This window comes from Glycomyces tritici (assembly GCF_030403505.1).
The window spans coordinates 211,190-225,932 of the sequence record NZ_JAUEMJ010000005.1 but is presented as its reverse complement, the minus strand read 5'-3'; the positions used below and the strand labels follow the sequence as shown (position 1 = coordinate 225,932).

13 protein-coding genes are annotated in these 14,743 nt (G+C 71.5%); 3 read left to right on the top strand and 10 right to left on the bottom strand.

The annotated features are described in order from the left end of the window. Window positions 1-38 precede the first annotated feature (38 nt). From QWI33_RS17880 to QWI33_RS17840, 9 genes are all read right to left on the bottom strand, one after another. On the bottom strand, window positions 39-1,145 hold the full coding sequence (locus tag QWI33_RS17880) for a DUF5005 domain-containing protein (protein ID WP_289958505.1): 1,107 nt from the start codon (window positions 1,143-1,145) through the stop codon (window positions 39-41). Continuing rightward, window positions 1,142-2,338 carry a GDSL-type esterase/lipase family protein gene (locus QWI33_RS17875; RefSeq protein ID WP_289958504.1) on the bottom strand — a complete coding sequence of 399 codons (1,197 nt, stop codon included), beginning with the start codon at window positions 2,336-2,338 and terminating at the stop codon, window positions 1,142-1,144. Before QWI33_RS17875 ends, QWI33_RS17880 begins: the two co-directional genes overlap by 4 nt. Next, window positions 2,335-4,455: a glucosidase family protein gene (locus QWI33_RS17870; protein WP_289958503.1), complete on the bottom strand. Its 2,121-nt coding sequence runs from the start codon at window positions 4,453-4,455 to the stop codon at window positions 2,335-2,337. The genes QWI33_RS17875 and QWI33_RS17870 overlap by 4 nt, the downstream gene beginning before the upstream one ends. An 8-nt stretch (window positions 4,456-4,463) precedes the next feature. Further along, entirely contained in the window at window positions 4,464-5,291 is an 828-nt protein-coding gene (locus QWI33_RS17865) for a carbohydrate ABC transporter permease (protein ID WP_289958502.1), read from the bottom strand. 1 nt (window position 5,292) lies between these two features. Further along, window positions 5,293-6,243, bottom strand: coding sequence for a carbohydrate ABC transporter permease (locus QWI33_RS17860; RefSeq protein WP_289958501.1), 951 nt, complete (start codon window positions 6,241-6,243; stop codon window positions 5,293-5,295). Window positions 6,244-6,250: 7 nt separating this feature from the next. Next, window positions 6,251-7,510, bottom strand: coding sequence for an ABC transporter substrate-binding protein (locus tag QWI33_RS17855; protein ID WP_289958500.1), 1,260 nt, complete (start codon window positions 7,508-7,510; stop codon window positions 6,251-6,253). Window positions 7,511-7,549: 39 nt separating this feature from the next. Continuing rightward, on the bottom strand, window positions 7,550-9,379 hold the full coding sequence (locus tag QWI33_RS17850) for a class I mannose-6-phosphate isomerase (protein WP_289958499.1): 1,830 nt from the start codon (window positions 9,377-9,379) through the stop codon (window positions 7,550-7,552). A gap of 10 nt (window positions 9,380-9,389) precedes the next feature. Beyond that, complete coding sequence (locus QWI33_RS17845; protein WP_289958498.1) at window positions 9,390-10,274, bottom strand: ROK family protein; 885 nt, start codon at window positions 10,272-10,274, stop codon at window positions 9,390-9,392. Window positions 10,275-10,370: 96 nt separating this feature from the next. Further along, window positions 10,371-11,387 carry a LacI family DNA-binding transcriptional regulator gene (locus QWI33_RS17840; RefSeq protein WP_289958497.1) on the bottom strand — a complete coding sequence of 339 codons (1,017 nt, stop codon included), beginning with the start codon at window positions 11,385-11,387 and terminating at the stop codon, window positions 10,371-10,373. A gap of 98 nt (window positions 11,388-11,485) precedes the next feature. Here QWI33_RS17840 and QWI33_RS17835 point away from each other — a divergent pair, with 98 nt between their 5' ends. The 3 genes from QWI33_RS17835 to QWI33_RS17825 all read left to right on the top strand — a co-directional run bounded on the left by QWI33_RS17835 (window position 11,486) and on the right by QWI33_RS17825 (window position 14,119). Next, on the top strand, window positions 11,486-12,109 hold the full coding sequence (locus QWI33_RS17835; RefSeq protein WP_289958496.1) for a histidine phosphatase family protein: 624 nt from the start codon (window positions 11,486-11,488) through the stop codon (window positions 12,107-12,109). Window positions 12,110-12,219: 110 nt separating this feature from the next. Then, on the top strand, window positions 12,220-13,047 hold the full coding sequence (locus tag QWI33_RS17830; protein WP_289958495.1) for a S1 family peptidase: 828 nt from the start codon (window positions 12,220-12,222) through the stop codon (window positions 13,045-13,047). A gap of 121 nt (window positions 13,048-13,168) precedes the next feature. Continuing rightward, window positions 13,169-14,119: a threonine/serine dehydratase gene (locus tag QWI33_RS17825; protein WP_289958494.1), complete on the top strand. Its 951-nt coding sequence runs from the start codon at window positions 13,169-13,171 to the stop codon at window positions 14,117-14,119. 4 nt (window positions 14,120-14,123) lie between these two features. Here QWI33_RS17825 and QWI33_RS17820 read toward each other — a convergent pair whose 3' ends face one another. Further along, window positions 14,124-14,726: a hypothetical protein gene (locus QWI33_RS17820; protein WP_289958493.1), complete on the bottom strand. Its 603-nt coding sequence runs from the start codon at window positions 14,724-14,726 to the stop codon at window positions 14,124-14,126. Between the last annotated feature and the right edge of the window lie 17 nt (window positions 14,727-14,743).

The following is a 14,743-nucleotide window of genomic DNA, read 5'->3' as shown; positions in this document are numbered from 1 at the left end:
CGTGGTCTCCGGCCCGGGGGTGTTGCGGTGTCGGGTCTCTAGAAGTGCACGTCGACGTAGCGGGGGCGGTACAGGCGGGCGTCCGTGTAGTGGTCGGATCCCTGGAAGCTGTTCACGTTGTAGGTGACGACGAGGGTGTCGCGGTCGCCGAGGTTCGGGTGGGCCTTCGCGTTGTAGGTGAAGACGTTCCCGCCGGTCTCCGGGGTCGTGTACAGCTCGGTCTTGCCGGTGTAGGGGCCGGTGATGGCGGCGCTGCGGTACATCACGATCTTGGCGCTGAGCGGTTCCGTCGCGTCGCCGGTGACGAGCGTGAACTTCCCCTGGAAGCGGGAGACGCTGAACTCGTTGGAGACGCCTTCGAGGATGCGGCTGGACGCGGCGGGGTCATCGGTCCACTCCCCCGCGTTGAAGTACTCCCAGCCCGCGGTGGTCAACGAACCGGTGGGGACGCGGGCCAGGTGGGCGTACTTCTGGGCCTGGTTGTCCTCGACGCCGAAGACGTAGGTGTAGCCGTCCGAGGGGTCCTCGTAGATCGCCGAGCCCCAGTTGACGGCGGCGTCCGGCAGTTCGGTGACCGACACGAGGCTCATGTCGGCCGGGTCGAGGGTCGCCACGGCGTTGCCGGTGAACTTGAAGTCGAAGACGCCGGTGCCGGTCTTGATGAACTCGAGCAGCATGACGCGGAGCAGGCCGTCCTCGACCGTGGCGTCCCCGAACCAGTACCAGCGCTGCGTCTCGTCCGCGCCCGCGACCTTCACGAGCGATTCGGGGGCGGCCTCCGTGCCGCCGGTGTGGGTGGTGAGGACGCCGCCGTCGTCCACGATGATCGAGTTGTGGAGGAACGGCGAGTCGGCGGGCCGGCCGCCGTCCGCGTCGACCTCGCCCATGAACGTGTCGGAGTAGATCCACGCGGTCGAGCCGTCCGGCAGGTCCACGCTGTACGCGGAGTCGGCGCCGGTCCAGCGCCCGGCGGTGTCGCCGTAGGTGCCGAAGCGCTCGGTGAGCTCGGTGTTGATCGCGGTGCCGCTCGGCGGGCAGGCGATCGGGGCGGCCGCGGCGGCAGATAGGGGTGCAGCAACGGAGAGGGGGACGAGGGCGGTCGCCAGTCCGGCGGCCACCGCGAGGGTGATTGATCGGCGTGTCATGGTCTGCTCCTTTGCAGGTTCATCGACGTGGAGGGGGATCGCTGGGGGACGTGGTCGGCGAGGACGCGGGCGGCGAACCGTTCGCCGATGAGCCGCTGCACGTCCGGACCGGGGTGCAGGTTGTCCGGCAGGGGCATCGTGGCGGCGTCGGCCTCGCCGTAGAGGGCCAGGCCGTCGAGGTAGTGGAGCCGGTGGTCGCCGTCGGCGCGGCGTCGGTCCACGATGGCGGCGAGTTCGGCGCGGATGACGCGCAGCGAGAGCTTGCCGGCCTCGGTGTCGGCCTCGCTGCCCGCCGCGATCGACCACTCCTCGGCCCGGGCCGGGTCCTGCATGGTCGGTCCGGCCGCGGTCTCGACCGGCTCGCACCAGATCGGCGAGACGAGCACGATCGGCGTGTCCGGGTGGCCGTCGCGGATCGTGTCGAGGAAGCCGTCGACCGCGGGCCGGAACCCGCGCACCCGCATCACGTCGCCGCAGACGAGGTTGATGCCGATCTTCAGACTGATGAGGTCGGCGGCCGTGTCCCGCATCGTCCTGGCGGTGAACGGGTCGAGCATCGCGTTGCCGCTGAACGCCAGGTTCGTCAGGGCCGCACCGGCCCTGAGCGCCGCGACCGCCGGCCACGTGCCGGTGGTGGTCGCCGCCCGGTAGCCGTGGCTGATCGAGCTGCCGTGGTGCACCCAGCGGAGCGCGGCGCCGTCCGGCACGGCGGTGACCGGGGCGTCGGCGCGCAGCGCGAGCAGTTCGACGTGGTCGTAGTACGGGAGCCACAGTTCCAGGTCGCGCTCGGCGCCCGTGCCGATCCCGGCGAATCGCACCGTCGCATCAGGACCCGGGACGATCTCGCCGTCCGGGCGCTCGAAGGTGAACACGAAGCGGGAGCCGACCGGGGCCGCTGCGGTCGCGACGACCGCGCCGCCCTCGGTGAGTTCGTAGACGCTCGGCGGCATGGGCGCCTCGGCGTCGGCGGCGATCCGCCTCGCCTGCAGGTCAAGCTCGATCACGTCGGCGGCCGTGCGGATCGCGAGCCGCACCCCGGCGCTCTCCGCGCTCGTCTGCACCATGAACCGGTCCGGGATCTGCCGCCGCGCCCACTGCGGCAGGCGGTGCGGGACCAGGCCGCGCTCAGTGGCCTCGACGTCGACCGCACCGCGGACCATCGAGGGGTGGATGTCGAAGGGCTGCAGGGTCATACGGCATCGGTGACGGTGCCGTCGGCGTGCACGTCCACCAAGCGGTCCCCGACGCGCAGGCCGCGCAGGACCGCGCCCGGATCGAGGTCGGCGATGCATCCGTGCGACGTGTCCAGGTCGGCGGAGCCGAGCCGCGGGTCGACGCCGAAGAACGACTCGATCACCAGGGCCACATACGCTCCGGCCGAGGAGCAGGCCCAGTCGATGATGTACGGCAGCTGCGGCGGGGCCTTGCGAGCACCGCCGTTGACGGGCGGCACGGCCTCCTCGGTGAAGTGCGCCTGCCCGGGCGGGCCCTGGTTCGCCGAGCGCGCCAGGCCCGGCAGCCAGTCGATGGCGACCTCGGGCGCGCCGAGCGCGACGAGCGAGCGCGCCGCGTCGGCCGGCCACGCCGGGTACGCGCCGTTCCACTGGTGGTCGGGTCGGGGGCTGAAGCTCGCATCCGGGTCCCATGGGGACAGTGAGCGGAGCCAGGCCTCGGTGCGCAGCTCGCGCTGGTAGAACTCGACCATCTCGCGGCGCGTCCCCTCCTCAAGGTCGGCGGCGATGGTCGTGCCCACGACGCTGAAGTCGTAGACGTGCCGCACCGGCACGCGGGTGCCGTCCGGCTGGCGCGCGGCGAAGTGGCCCGTGCCCGGCAGGTAGAGGTCGGCGACGGCTTTCACGAGCGCGTCGGCTTCCGCGGCGAGGGCGGCCGCGCCGTCCGTGTCGCCTTCGGCGGCAAGGATGCCCGCCACGGTGCGCAGGTTCCACACGTTCGCCGCGTTCAGGCTCGCGACCTCGTGGGTGTAGGAGCTGACGCATTCGAGGAGGTTGTCGATCTCGCCGTAGTCGGCGAGCGGTCCCGTGCCGCGCAGCGACTGCCAGGCCAGCGCCCAGTCGCGCAGGTGCTCGCGGACGGGGCGGTCCCCCGGGGTCTCGTCGAGGAGGGCCGTGTCGCGGGTGAACCGCAGGTAGTCGTGCACGAGCCGGGTCATCGCGTAGTCGTTGACCGAGTACCAGCGGCCCACGGGCCCGCCGGTGAGCGAGGAGGTGCCGAAGTGGGTGTGGATGTCCGAGGCGATCCAGTGCCGCAGCTGGGCCTTCATCGGCTCGGGGTCGAGGAGGGCGTGCGTGATGGAGCTGAGGCTGAAGTCCCAGATGAACGTGGTGGTGGCCCAGTAGTTGGGCATGAGGGTGTCGTAGCTGCGGCCGAGCACGTTGCCCGCGAAGTCGCGGCGGAACCAGACGGTGCCGAGCGCGCCCCACCAGTAGAGGCGGCGCAGCGCGTCGGAGTCGGTCTCCAATGTGGGCAGGTGGCCGGAGAACTCGGTGTTGCCGGGGGTGAAGGCGGCCTCGAGCTGGCGGTTCCAGAAGGCTTCGGCGCCTTGGACTGCGCCCGGGACGTCGGCGGCGACGCGTTCGAAGGCCGCGGTGGCGGCGTCCTCGGTGGTGCCGACGGCGTGGACGTACCCGAAGCGGGCGGTCGCCCCGGGGGCGAGGTCGAGGTGCACGGTGACGTCGCCGCCGCGTTCGATGCCGCCGATGCCGACCTCGTGCTCCCCGGCCATCGGGGCGATGCCGGAGAGCCGGACTTCGGCTGCGGTGTCGACGCCTTGGACGCTCCAGGCGGTGCCCTCCCGGTTGGCGAAGGCCAGACGGGACGCGCCGAGGGCGGCGCGGTTGCGCGCCTCCGGGGCCACCGCGTCGAGCCAGGCCGCTTCGGCGTGCGCGGCTCCGGCGGCGAGGGTGAGCGTGACCGGCACGGTCCGGGCCCGGTCGCCGGTGTTGGTGACGCTGATGTCGATCGCGACCGCGGTCTCGCCTGGGGCGCACACGGTCACTGTGGCCAGTTCGAGGCCGGGGAGGGTGGCGCTGCGGCGCACGCGGTCGGGGCGCCACTCGTGGGTGATCGGGGCGCCGTAGGACTCGAGCAGGCGCCCGTCCACGAAGCACGCGGCGGTGCGGGTGAGGCCTTGCGACACCGGCGGGAAGGTGACGGCGCTGACCGCGGTGAGGTCGTGGTCGACGCGGGCGGTGCCGAGGAAGTTGGTGAGGCCGCTCGGCGCGATCATGTCGTCGTAGTGGTGCGCGACCGGGTCGGCCGCGAGGTCGTCGACGTCGGGGATGAGGCGCATGGGGGCTCCTAGTACTGCCCGAGGGCGAGGCCGCGGGCGAAGAACTTCTGCGTGAACAGGAACAGGACCACTGTGGGCAGTGAGACGAGCAGGCCGCCCGCGAGCACCGTGGGCATCTGCGCGCCGCCGTAGGTGCTCTGCATCCCGGCGAGGCTGGTCACGATGGGCCGCACGGTGTCGGACTGGCTGAGCACCAGGCCGAGGAGGAAGTCGTTCCAGATGAAGGTGGCCTGCAGGATGAAGACCGCGACGAGCGCGCTGGAGGCCATCGGGAGGTAGACGCGGGCGAAGATGCGCCAGGTCGTCGCCCCGTCGAGCACGGCGGCCTCGAAGACGCTGTGCGCGATGCCGGTGAAGAAGTTGCGCATCACGAACGCCGAGAACGGGATCGAGATGGCCGTGTAGACGACGATCATGCCCGTGCGGGTGTCGAACAGGCCCGCCCGGGAGTAGGCGTCGAACAGCGGCAGCAGGATCATCTGGAGCGGGAACACGGTGCCGCCGAAGACCACGACGAACCAGGCGAAGCCGTGGCGCAGCCGGAGCGCGACGATCGCGAATCCGGCGGCGGCGCCGACCACGACGGCGATCGCGGGCGAGACGACCGCGTAGAGCAGGGTGCTCGCCGCGCTCTCGGCGAGCCCGGAGAGGCGCACCGCCTCGGCGATGTTCGCGAACAGCGAGAAGTCGGTGGGGAGCCAGGACTCCTTGGTGGTGAACGACTCCGGCGATTTCGCGGCGTTGACCAGGAGCAGGTACACCGGCAGGAGCCAGAACAGGCCGAGGACGGCCAGGACGGCGGTGCGGATGATGCGGGTGGTGTGCTTGAACGGCATGTCAGACCCCGTGCTTGCTGGAGAGCTGCTGGCGCAGGTAGAGGATCGAGGCCGCGAGCGTGACGATCGTGAGGAACACGGCGATCGCCGAGCCGAGGCCGTACTCGCTGTTCACGAAGGTCTCCTTGTACATCGTGAGCGCGAGCGTCTCGGAGGCCCGGCCGGGCCCGCCTTTCGTCATGCCCTGCACGATGTCGAAGGTCTTGAGGCTCGCGACGATCGAGAGGCCGACGACGACCGCGGTGAGCGGGCGGAGCATGGGCCACAGGATGCTCCGGAACAGGCGCAGCCCGTTCGCGCCGTCGACCCGCGCCGCCTCCAGCGGCTCCTTCGGGATCGACTGGAGGCCGATCGTGAAGAGCAGGGCGTTCACGCCGACGCCCTGCCATGCGGTCGCGAGGATCATCACGACCGTGTTGAGCGGGGCGTCGACGAGCCAGCGCGGCGTGTCGTCGATGCCGAAGGCGGCGAGCGCCTGGTCGAGCGCGCCGTCCCCGGAGAGGATGAACGACCAGATCACGCCGACCCCGATGCCGGAGAGGGCGTACGGGATGAGGAACGGCAGGCGCAGCCAGGTGCCGCCCTTGAGGTTCCAGGTGAGCAGGGCGACGCCGAGCCCGATCCCGACGGGGACGAGGAGAGTGCCGGCGACCCACAGCAGCGTGTTGAGCACGGAGCCGATGAACCCGGGGTCGTCGAGCATCTCCACGTAGTTCGCGAAGCCGACCCACTCGGGGTCGCCGAGGCCGTTGTACTCGGTGAGGCTGAGGAAGGTGGTCCACAGCAGCGGCAGGTAGAGCAGCACGGCCACGAGGATCACGCCGGGCGCGATGAACCCCAGGGCGGACCGGTCGAACGGGTCCTTGGGGCGCTTCGGTGCGGCCCGGTCGCGTCCCGAGGACCGGCGGAGCCGCTCCTCGGGACGCTTCAGGGTGGTCTGGTCGGACGTCATGCGGCGCTTACCCCTGGTCTGCCCAGTAGGCGTCGGCCTCGGCCTGGATGGCCTCCAGGAACGGGAGCGGGTCGCCGGGGTTGGCGATGAACGCGCCGAACTGCTCGAGGGCGACGGTGAGGATCGGCGTGGGCGTGGCCTCGTAGTAGCGGTCGAACCGCTCGTACCCGTCGCCGGCGACGGTGGTGCCGAGCTCTTCGAGCATCGGGTCGGCGACGACGGCCTGCGGGTTGAAGGCGACGTCGCCGCGGGCGGCGCTCCAGGCGGTCTGCGCGTCCGGGGACATCCACCATTCGGCGTACGCGAGGCCGAGGGTCTTCTGGGAGGAGTTCTCGGCGACGCAGAGCGGCCCCGATTCGACCGCGACGGGGGTCGTGCCGAGGTCGGGGTTCACGGCGGGGATGACGAACATGTCGTAGTCCTGGCCTGAGACCATGCCGGCGCCGTCGAGGGAGCCGTTGAAGAACGACCCGAAGTTGATCATCGCGAAGTCGCCCTGCTTGAGGCCCACGGCGGGGTCGACCGTGGCGCCGGCGTCGCTGAACCAGCCCGCTTCCTGCTGTGCGCGCCAGGTCTCCATGATCTCGACGATGCGCGGGTCGGTGTACTTCACTTCGCCTGTGGCGAGCCCGTTGTAGAGCTCGGGGTCGGTGCCGGCGACGAGCTGCTGGAACCAGGGGAAGGTGAACAGCGTGCTGGTCTGGTAGTACGGGGTGACGCCGGCGCCTTTGAGCTTCTCGGCGGCGGCGTCGAGCTCGGCCCAGGTGGCGGGCTCGGCGATGCCGTGCTCCTCGAAGAGGGGCTTGTTGTAGTACATGACCCAGTAGGCGATGTTCATCGGCACGCAGTACTGCTTGCCGTCGTAGGTGTAGGCGTCCTTGAGGTCCTCGCCGATCCAGCCTTCGTCCACGGCCTTGGCCCAGATGTCCGTGGTCTCGGCGACCAGGCCCTCGTCGACGAGTTCGCCGAGGGAGGGGCCGGTCTGCCAGGTGAAGAGGCCGGGGCTCTTGTCGGTGCGGAAGGACTGCTTGATGAACGCGTCGTACTGGGCGGCGTCGGAGTAGCCGGTGGTGTCGAGGCTGATGTCGACGTCGGACTCGCTCTGCGCGTTCAGCTCGTCGAAGTCGGGCTCCCAGGCGGCCTTGTTCGTGTAGAAGTCGAGCGTGCCGGTGGTGGCGCCGTCGTCGGCGCTGCCGCCGCCGCACGAGGCGAGCAGCATCGAGGCGGCAGCGGCGGCCGCGATGGCGGGGATCTTCCTGGATCGCATTGCGAACTCCTTTGTTCGGTAAGGGGGTGGGGTTGCAGTTCAGGCTTCGCCGGTCCGGGTGCCGCGGACCGAGGCTTTGACGGTCCCGAAGCGCTCGCTGCGGGAGCGGGCCGTGCGGCGGACGACGTAGGGGCCGACGGCGGCCGGGACGATGAACGTCTCGGCGTAGTGGATCGTGTAGGGCGCGAACGCTCCGGTGGGGCTGGTGATCTCGACTTCGTCGCCCTCGACGAGGTTGAGCACGTTGACGGTGCCCTCCGTGTCGTGGGCGGCTTGTTCTGCGAACCAGTGGCGGCGCACTTCGATGAACTCGAGCTCGTGGAGGCCGGTGCGCTCCTCGACGTTGCCTTTCTCGAGATCGCCGTCGCCGTCGCGCTTGATCTCCTCGACCCGGTTGACGAGGTTCGCCTCGGTCCAGGCCGTGTCGCGCTTCCAGACGAGGTTGCGCTCGCCGTGGTCGATGTGGACCGGGCGCGGGACGCCGTCGAGGCCGAGGCGGCCCCAGTCCCAGAGCTTGAAGGTGAAGATGAACGGGGTCGCCGAGATCTCCAGGACCATCGAGTTCGCGCCCGAGCTGTGGATGGTGCCGGCCGGGATGAGGAAGTGGTCGTGCTTCTTGGCGGGGAACGCGTTCACGTACTGCTCGGCGGGGAAGGGCCGCTCGCCGGACTCGGCGGCGCGGAGGTCGGCGAGCATCGCGTCCCGGTCGACGCCGTCCTTGGTGCCGAGGTAGACGACCGCGTCGTCCCCGGCGTCGAGCATGTAGTACGACTCGTCCTGCGTGTAGTGCATACCGAAGTGGCGCTGGATGTAGTCGGTGAGCGGGTGCACCTGGAGGGAGAGGTTGCCGCCCTCCATGGTGTCGAGGAAGTCGAAGCGGATCGGGAACTCGGCGCCGAACCGCGCGTAGGTCCGCTCCCCCAGCAGCGCTTCGGGTTGCGCGAGCACCAGGTCGAGGGAGGGGATCTCGACGACGGCGCCTTCGGCGTCCTCCAGGAGCAGCGAGTTCTCCTCCGGGACGCAGTCGAAGCACCACGCGTAGTTGGGCTTGGCGGGGTCGAGGTCGAGCCTCTGCTTCATCCACTGGCCGCCCCACACGCCGGGGTCGAAGAACGGGACGACCCGGAGCGGCGCGTGCGCGGCGTCGCGCAGGCCGGCGCGGAAGGCCTCGCCGGTGATCATGCCGGCGGCGCGATCGGTCGGCTCGGCGGCGCCGATCGCGTTGGCGTCCAAGACGAAGTCGAGCCGGTCGAACATGGCGGTCTTGTGGCGGTCGGCCACGCGCCACTCGACGAAGAACCCGCGCTTGTACTTGCGCAGCTGGTCCTCGTCCGGGTTCTCGGCGCGCCAGTTGGTGGCCCCGGCCCGCTGGCGCAGCTGGAGCTCCCAGCGGGCCATGTCCGCGAGCACCAGCGCGTACGGGTGCGCGAGGCGCCGGGCGACGAGGTCGGCGCCCCAGCCGAGCAGGACCGTGGGTTCGACGGCGCCGTCGACCTCGACGGCGAGCTTGTCGAGGCGCTCGGCGTCGTAGAAGGCGTCCACTGTGGCGTGCGAGAGGACGCCGAACACCCGGTCCTCGGTGAGGTTGTCCGCGAAGCGGGCGTCGATGTGCGCAATGGGGAGCGCGGCGGCGTCCTCGACGTCGACGACCCGCCACTGCGGCAGTGCGCCCGCGATCAGTTCGGCGAGCAGGGGGAGGTCCGCTCCGGGGTAGGCGTCGACCACGAGGAGCGGTGCTCGCCCGCCCGCTTTCGCGGCGGCCGTCTCGGCGGCGGCGGTCCATGCGCTCGCGCCGGTGAGGACCCGGGCGCCGGCCGGCAGCGGGACGGTCGGCTGCTTCTCGTACTGTCCGAGAGGGACGGTGGACACTGGCGCTCCTTCAGTTTCGGGGATCGGCGGCGAGGGCGGCGAGGCCGCGCAGCACCGAGAGGTCGGGGCGGTCGGGGACGACGAAGGCGGGCCGGTGCGAGCTGGTCCAGAGGTGCTCGCGGACGTACGCCTCGATCGGTGCGGCGACGGCGGTCCCGGCGCGCAGGATGCCGCCGGTGAGGATCACGACCTCGGGGTCGTAGGCGTGGCAGAGCGACACGGCGGTGGCGCCCCAGGCGCAGACCGCCCTGTCGCGCAAGGCGAGTGCCGCGTCGTCGTCGGTCTCGAACAGCGCCTTGACGTCGGTGACGGCGTCGCCGCGCACCGCGAGGTCGCGGCGCAGGGCCCAGGCTCCGGCGATGGACTCGGCGCAGCCGATGTTGCCGCAGTTGCACCGGGCGCCGGCGAAGTCGACGGTGAAGTGCCCGCCGAGGATGCCCGCGTGGTCGTGCGCTCCTCTGAGGAGGGTCCCGTCGATGAGCGCGGCGGTCCCGATGCCGGTGCCGAGGCTCATGAGGACCGCATCGCGCGCTCCGGCGGCGGAGCCGGTGGCGGTCTCGCCGATGAGCGCGGCGCGGGCGTCGTTCTCGATCACGGCGCGCAGCCCGAAGGATTCGCGGGCCCAGGCGATCAGGTCGAGGCCGTCGAGACGCGGGTGCTTGTCATGCGCTTTGACGAGGCGGCCGGCGGCACGGTCGACGACGCCGGGGACGGCGATGCCCACGGTTGCCGGGGCCTGCATGGGCGTGGTCTCGGCGAGCAGCGCCGCCGCGGCGTCGCGGACCTGTTCGAGGTCCCTCGCGCCCGTGGGGACGGTCGCGGTGCGCACGGGTTCGCCCCGGTCGAGGATGCCGAGCTTGATCTCGGAACCGCCGAAGTCGATGCAGAGCTCCATCGCCCGTCTCCCTCCTGCCGCACTGCCTGACGGTTGGTAACGTTACCAACCAAGGACGGGTTTTGGCAAACAGGCAGTTCAGAGCGGGTTCCACCCTCAGGGGTGCTCGATCGTGACAGGCAGTTCGACCGTGTTCGGCTCGCCTTCGGCGGTGCCCTCGAGCCTGGCGAACAGGAGGGTCGCGGCCTCGCGGCCGAGGAGTCGCGCGTCGTGGTCGATCACCGTGACCGGGACCGGCATGAGCTCGGAGAGCTCGAAGTCGTCGAAGCTCACGACGGCCGGGCGGGGCCCGGGGAGGCCGTCGCGGATGCGCCGCCCGATCTCGCGCAGTGCGCCGATCGTGTTGCGGTTGTTGGCGCTGAAGATCGCCGTCGGCGGCTCGGGGTGGTCGAGCATCGCCCGCGCGGCCCGGCTCGCGGCCTCCACGTCCTGCTGGTCCCGGGCGATGATCGACGGGTCGATCGGCGCGCCGCGCTCGGTCATCGCCTGCTCGTAGCCGCGGTACCGGCGCTCGCCGGTGAACACGGAGCTGCGGTTGCCGAGGAACCCGATGCGGGTGTGCCCGGCGTCGAGCAGGGAGACGGTGCCGCGGTAGGCGCCGCCCACGTCGTCGAGGAGCACCGTGTCGACGTCGAGGCCGGGCACGCGGCGCGAGGCGAGCACCAGCGGCACGTCCCCGAGCCGCTCCGGTTGCAGGTGCTCGGCGTCGCCGCTGGTCGGCACCAGGATGAGGCCGTCGACCTGGCGGCCGATGAAGTCGCTCACGAGCTGGCGCTCGCGCCCGGCGTCCTCGCCGGTGTTGCCGAGGATGATGCGCCGGCCGTGCGCGGCGGCGACCTCCTCGACGCCGAGCGCGAAGTTCCCGTAGTACGGGTTGGCGAGGTTGGTGATCGCGACGCCGATGAGACCGCTGGGCTGGCCGGGGCGCAGACTCCGCGCGTTCTCGTTGCGGTAGTAGCCGAGCTCGCGCACGGCCGCCATCACCCGCGCCTGGAGGTCGGGCCGCACGTTCACGCCGCCCGCGAGCGTGCGGGACACGGTCATCGGGCTCACCCCGGCGAGCGTGGCGACCTCTTTGATCGTCGGCTGGCGCGCGCCTCGCGATGTCGACATGCCCGCCCTCCTCTGCGTCGGCGCCAATCCTATGCGAACGCCGGGCCGGGCGCCGGTCTAGAGTCGGGCGGTCCCCCACCCCGAGAGGCCGGTACCCCGTGCGCACGCTCTACGTCGTCACCCACCCGCAGGCGACCCATCATGTCGAAGGCCGCGTCGGCGGCCGGTACGACTCGGACCTGACCCCCGCCGGAGCCGAGGCGGCCGGGCGCGTCAGCGAGGCACTGCGCTCCGCGATCCCAAACGAGGCCACAGTGGAGCTGTACTCGTCTGACCTCAAGCGCACCAAGCAGACCGCCGAGGTCATCGGGAAGCGGTTCGGGCTGGAGCCGGTGCTCGACGCGCGGCTGCGGGAGGCGTCCTTCGGCGAGGCCGAAGGGCACCCGCAGGCCCGTTGGGACGAGCTCTTCAGCCCGCCTCCGGCGGAAGGCGACCGGATGGGGCACCGCCACATCCCCGGCTCCGAATCGCGAGCCGAAGTGGCGCAGCGGATCTACGCGGCCGTCGACGAGATCACCGAGAGCCCGTGCGAGCACCAGATCGTCGTCACCCACGGCTACGCGTTCACGTTCGCGGTCGCCGCCTGGATCCGGATGCCGATCGAAGCGCTCGGGTACGCGCTCTTCAAGGCCCGCTCGGGCAGCATCACCACGCTCCACGAGGACGACCTGTACCGGGGGCGGCTGGTGCTGCGCCTCGGCGACACGCGCCACCTCGACTGATCCCGCCTGCGGCACAACCACTTCGGGAGGGGTCCCGAAATGAGCGGATATTTTCGGGCACGGGTGGGCCGTTCGGGTCGACCCTCATCTCACCCCCGAAAGGATGCACAGTGGACAGGAAGCAGCACCTGGTCCGCCTCGGCGCGGGCGTCGTCGCGGGCCTCGGCGCCGCGGCGATCGCCTGGACCGGCGTCGCCGCGAACGCGGAGGAGCCGGCGGCGGACGACTTCGAGGCCAAGGTCGTCGGCGGCCAGCCGGCCGCGGAGGGCCAGTACCCCTGGCTCGTCGCCGTCGGCGACGCCGGCTCGGGCGACCCGTACGAGCGGCGGTTCTGCGGCGGCTCGGTCATCGCCGAAGACGTGGTCCTCACCGCCGCGCACTGCGTCGACGAGGCCGACCCCGACGACCTCGTGGTGTTCTCCGGTTCGGTCGACCTCGAATCGGACGACATCGTGGAGACCGCCGTGACGGACCTCCACATCGCGCACGACTACGACGAGCCGGTCGAACTGGCCAACGACTGGGCGCTGCTGCGCCTGGACGACGCGCTCGACGTCGAACCGGTCGAGATGGGCACCGACCCCGAGGAGTTCGACGTCCTCGAGACCGCCGGCTGGGGCGAGACCGGCACCGGGTTCCCCACGGTCGCACGCTGGGTCGAAGTGCCGTTCGTCAGCGACGACGACTGCGAAGCGGCCTACCCCGGCGAGGTCGACCCGCAGACGATGCTCTGCGCGGGCGACCTCGAGAACGGCGGGGTCGACTCCTGCGGAGGCGACTCCGGCGGGCCGATCATGGCCCCCGGCGATGACGGCCTGATCCTGGTCGGCATCGTCAGCTGGGGCTACGGCTGCGCGCAGCCGGGCAACCCCGGCGTCTACGCCGAGCTCGCCGACTTCAACGGCGCGATCGACGACGTCCTGGAGGACTGGGACTAGCCCCCGGACCGCGGCGGGGCCGGGAGGGGCGACCCTCCCGGCCTCCTTCCGCGCCCGGACCGGAACGCGGCGCGTTACGGTCGTGCAGACCGGTCCGCACGAGGGAAGGAGCGACCCGACGATGATCAGCCTCAAGGACGTGCTGGAGGCCGCCGACCGCATCGCCCCGTTCGTCCGCGACACGCCGCTCTTCGCGGCCGATCCCGGCGAAGGCGGCTGCGAACTGCACTTCAAGGCGGAGTTCCTGCAGCACACCGGGAGTTTCAAACCGCGCGGCTCGTTCAACCGGCTCCTCACCGCGCGGGACTCGGGCGAACTCGATCCCCAGGTGGGCGTGGTCTGCGCGAGCGGCGGCAACGCCGGACTGGCCGCCTCCTACGCCGCGGCGGCGCTCGGCGTCCCCGCCCAGGTCTTCGTCCCCGCCACCGCTCCGGCGATGAAGGTGGCGAGACTCCGCACCCTCGGCGCGGACGTCCACCAGGTCGGTGAGCAGTACGCAGAGGCTTTCGAAGCGGCCGGGCGGCATGTGGCCAAGACCGGGGCCGCGTTCGTCCACGCGTACGACCAGCCCGCCGTCGCCGCCGGAGCGGGGACCATCGCGCTCGAGATCCTGCGCGACCTGCCGGAGGTCACCCGCGTCGTCGTGGCCGTCGGCGGCGGCGGCCTGCTCGCCGGCATCGCCACGGTCGCGGCCGAGCACGGCGTCCGCGTCGTCGCCGTCGAGCCCGAGCGGGCGCCCACGCTCCACGAGGCGCTGCGAGCCGGGGAACCGGTGGATGTCGACGTCTCCGGTGTCGCCGCCGACTCCTTGGGAGCCAAGCGGATCGGCGAGATCGCCTTCGCCGCGGCACAGGCCGCACGGGTGGATTCGGTGCTGGTGAGCGACGAGGCGATCAGCGCCGCGCGCCGAGCACTGTGGGACGACAGGCGCATCGTCGTCGAGCACGGCGCGGCGACCGCGCTCGCGGGCGTCCTCGGCGGACAGTCCGGAATCGGACCCGAAGACCGGGTCGCGGTCGTCCTCTGCGGCGCGAACACCGACCCGGGCGACCTGGCCGGGGGCCGCCGCTAGCGGTTCAGTCCGACCGCTCGTCCAGCCGCCCGTTGTCGAGCTGCAATTGGACGGTGCGGGTCCAGCCGATCGTCGCCACGGCGGCGAACCCGCCGTAGAACAGGATCGCGAGCAGGACCGGCAGTGATGTCCAGGACGAGCTCGCGGCGGCCACCACCAGCGCGTACACGGTGAACGAGAGCAGGGCCGCGGCGATGCCGCCGAAGGCGATGAAGATCTGCAGCTTGAAGATGCGGTACCGGCCCGTCAGTTCGCGGATCGTGACGGCCGCGCGGTGCCCGATGTCCTCGCGCTCGCTCGCAGGCAGACCCGCGCGGTTCACGACGTGCCGCTCCAGCAGCAGCACCGAGCGGGACCGGCTGAGGGCCGCCGCGACGAGGATCTGGTGCTGCGCGTGCATGAACCACAGCGGCGCCGCGCTGAAGGCCGCGACCCACTCGCCGCCGATGGGCCGCTGGCCGCCGAGGGCGATGATGGCGAGTCCGAGGTACGTGACCTGGACGGCGACGAGCGCGAGGCGCTCGCCCGCGAGCGTGGAGAGCTTCTCGCGGTCGGTCGTGTAGAGGGCGAGAAGCGCGTCCGTCCCGCCGGAGGAGTCAGTCGCCATGGGAGGGCCTTTCGGTA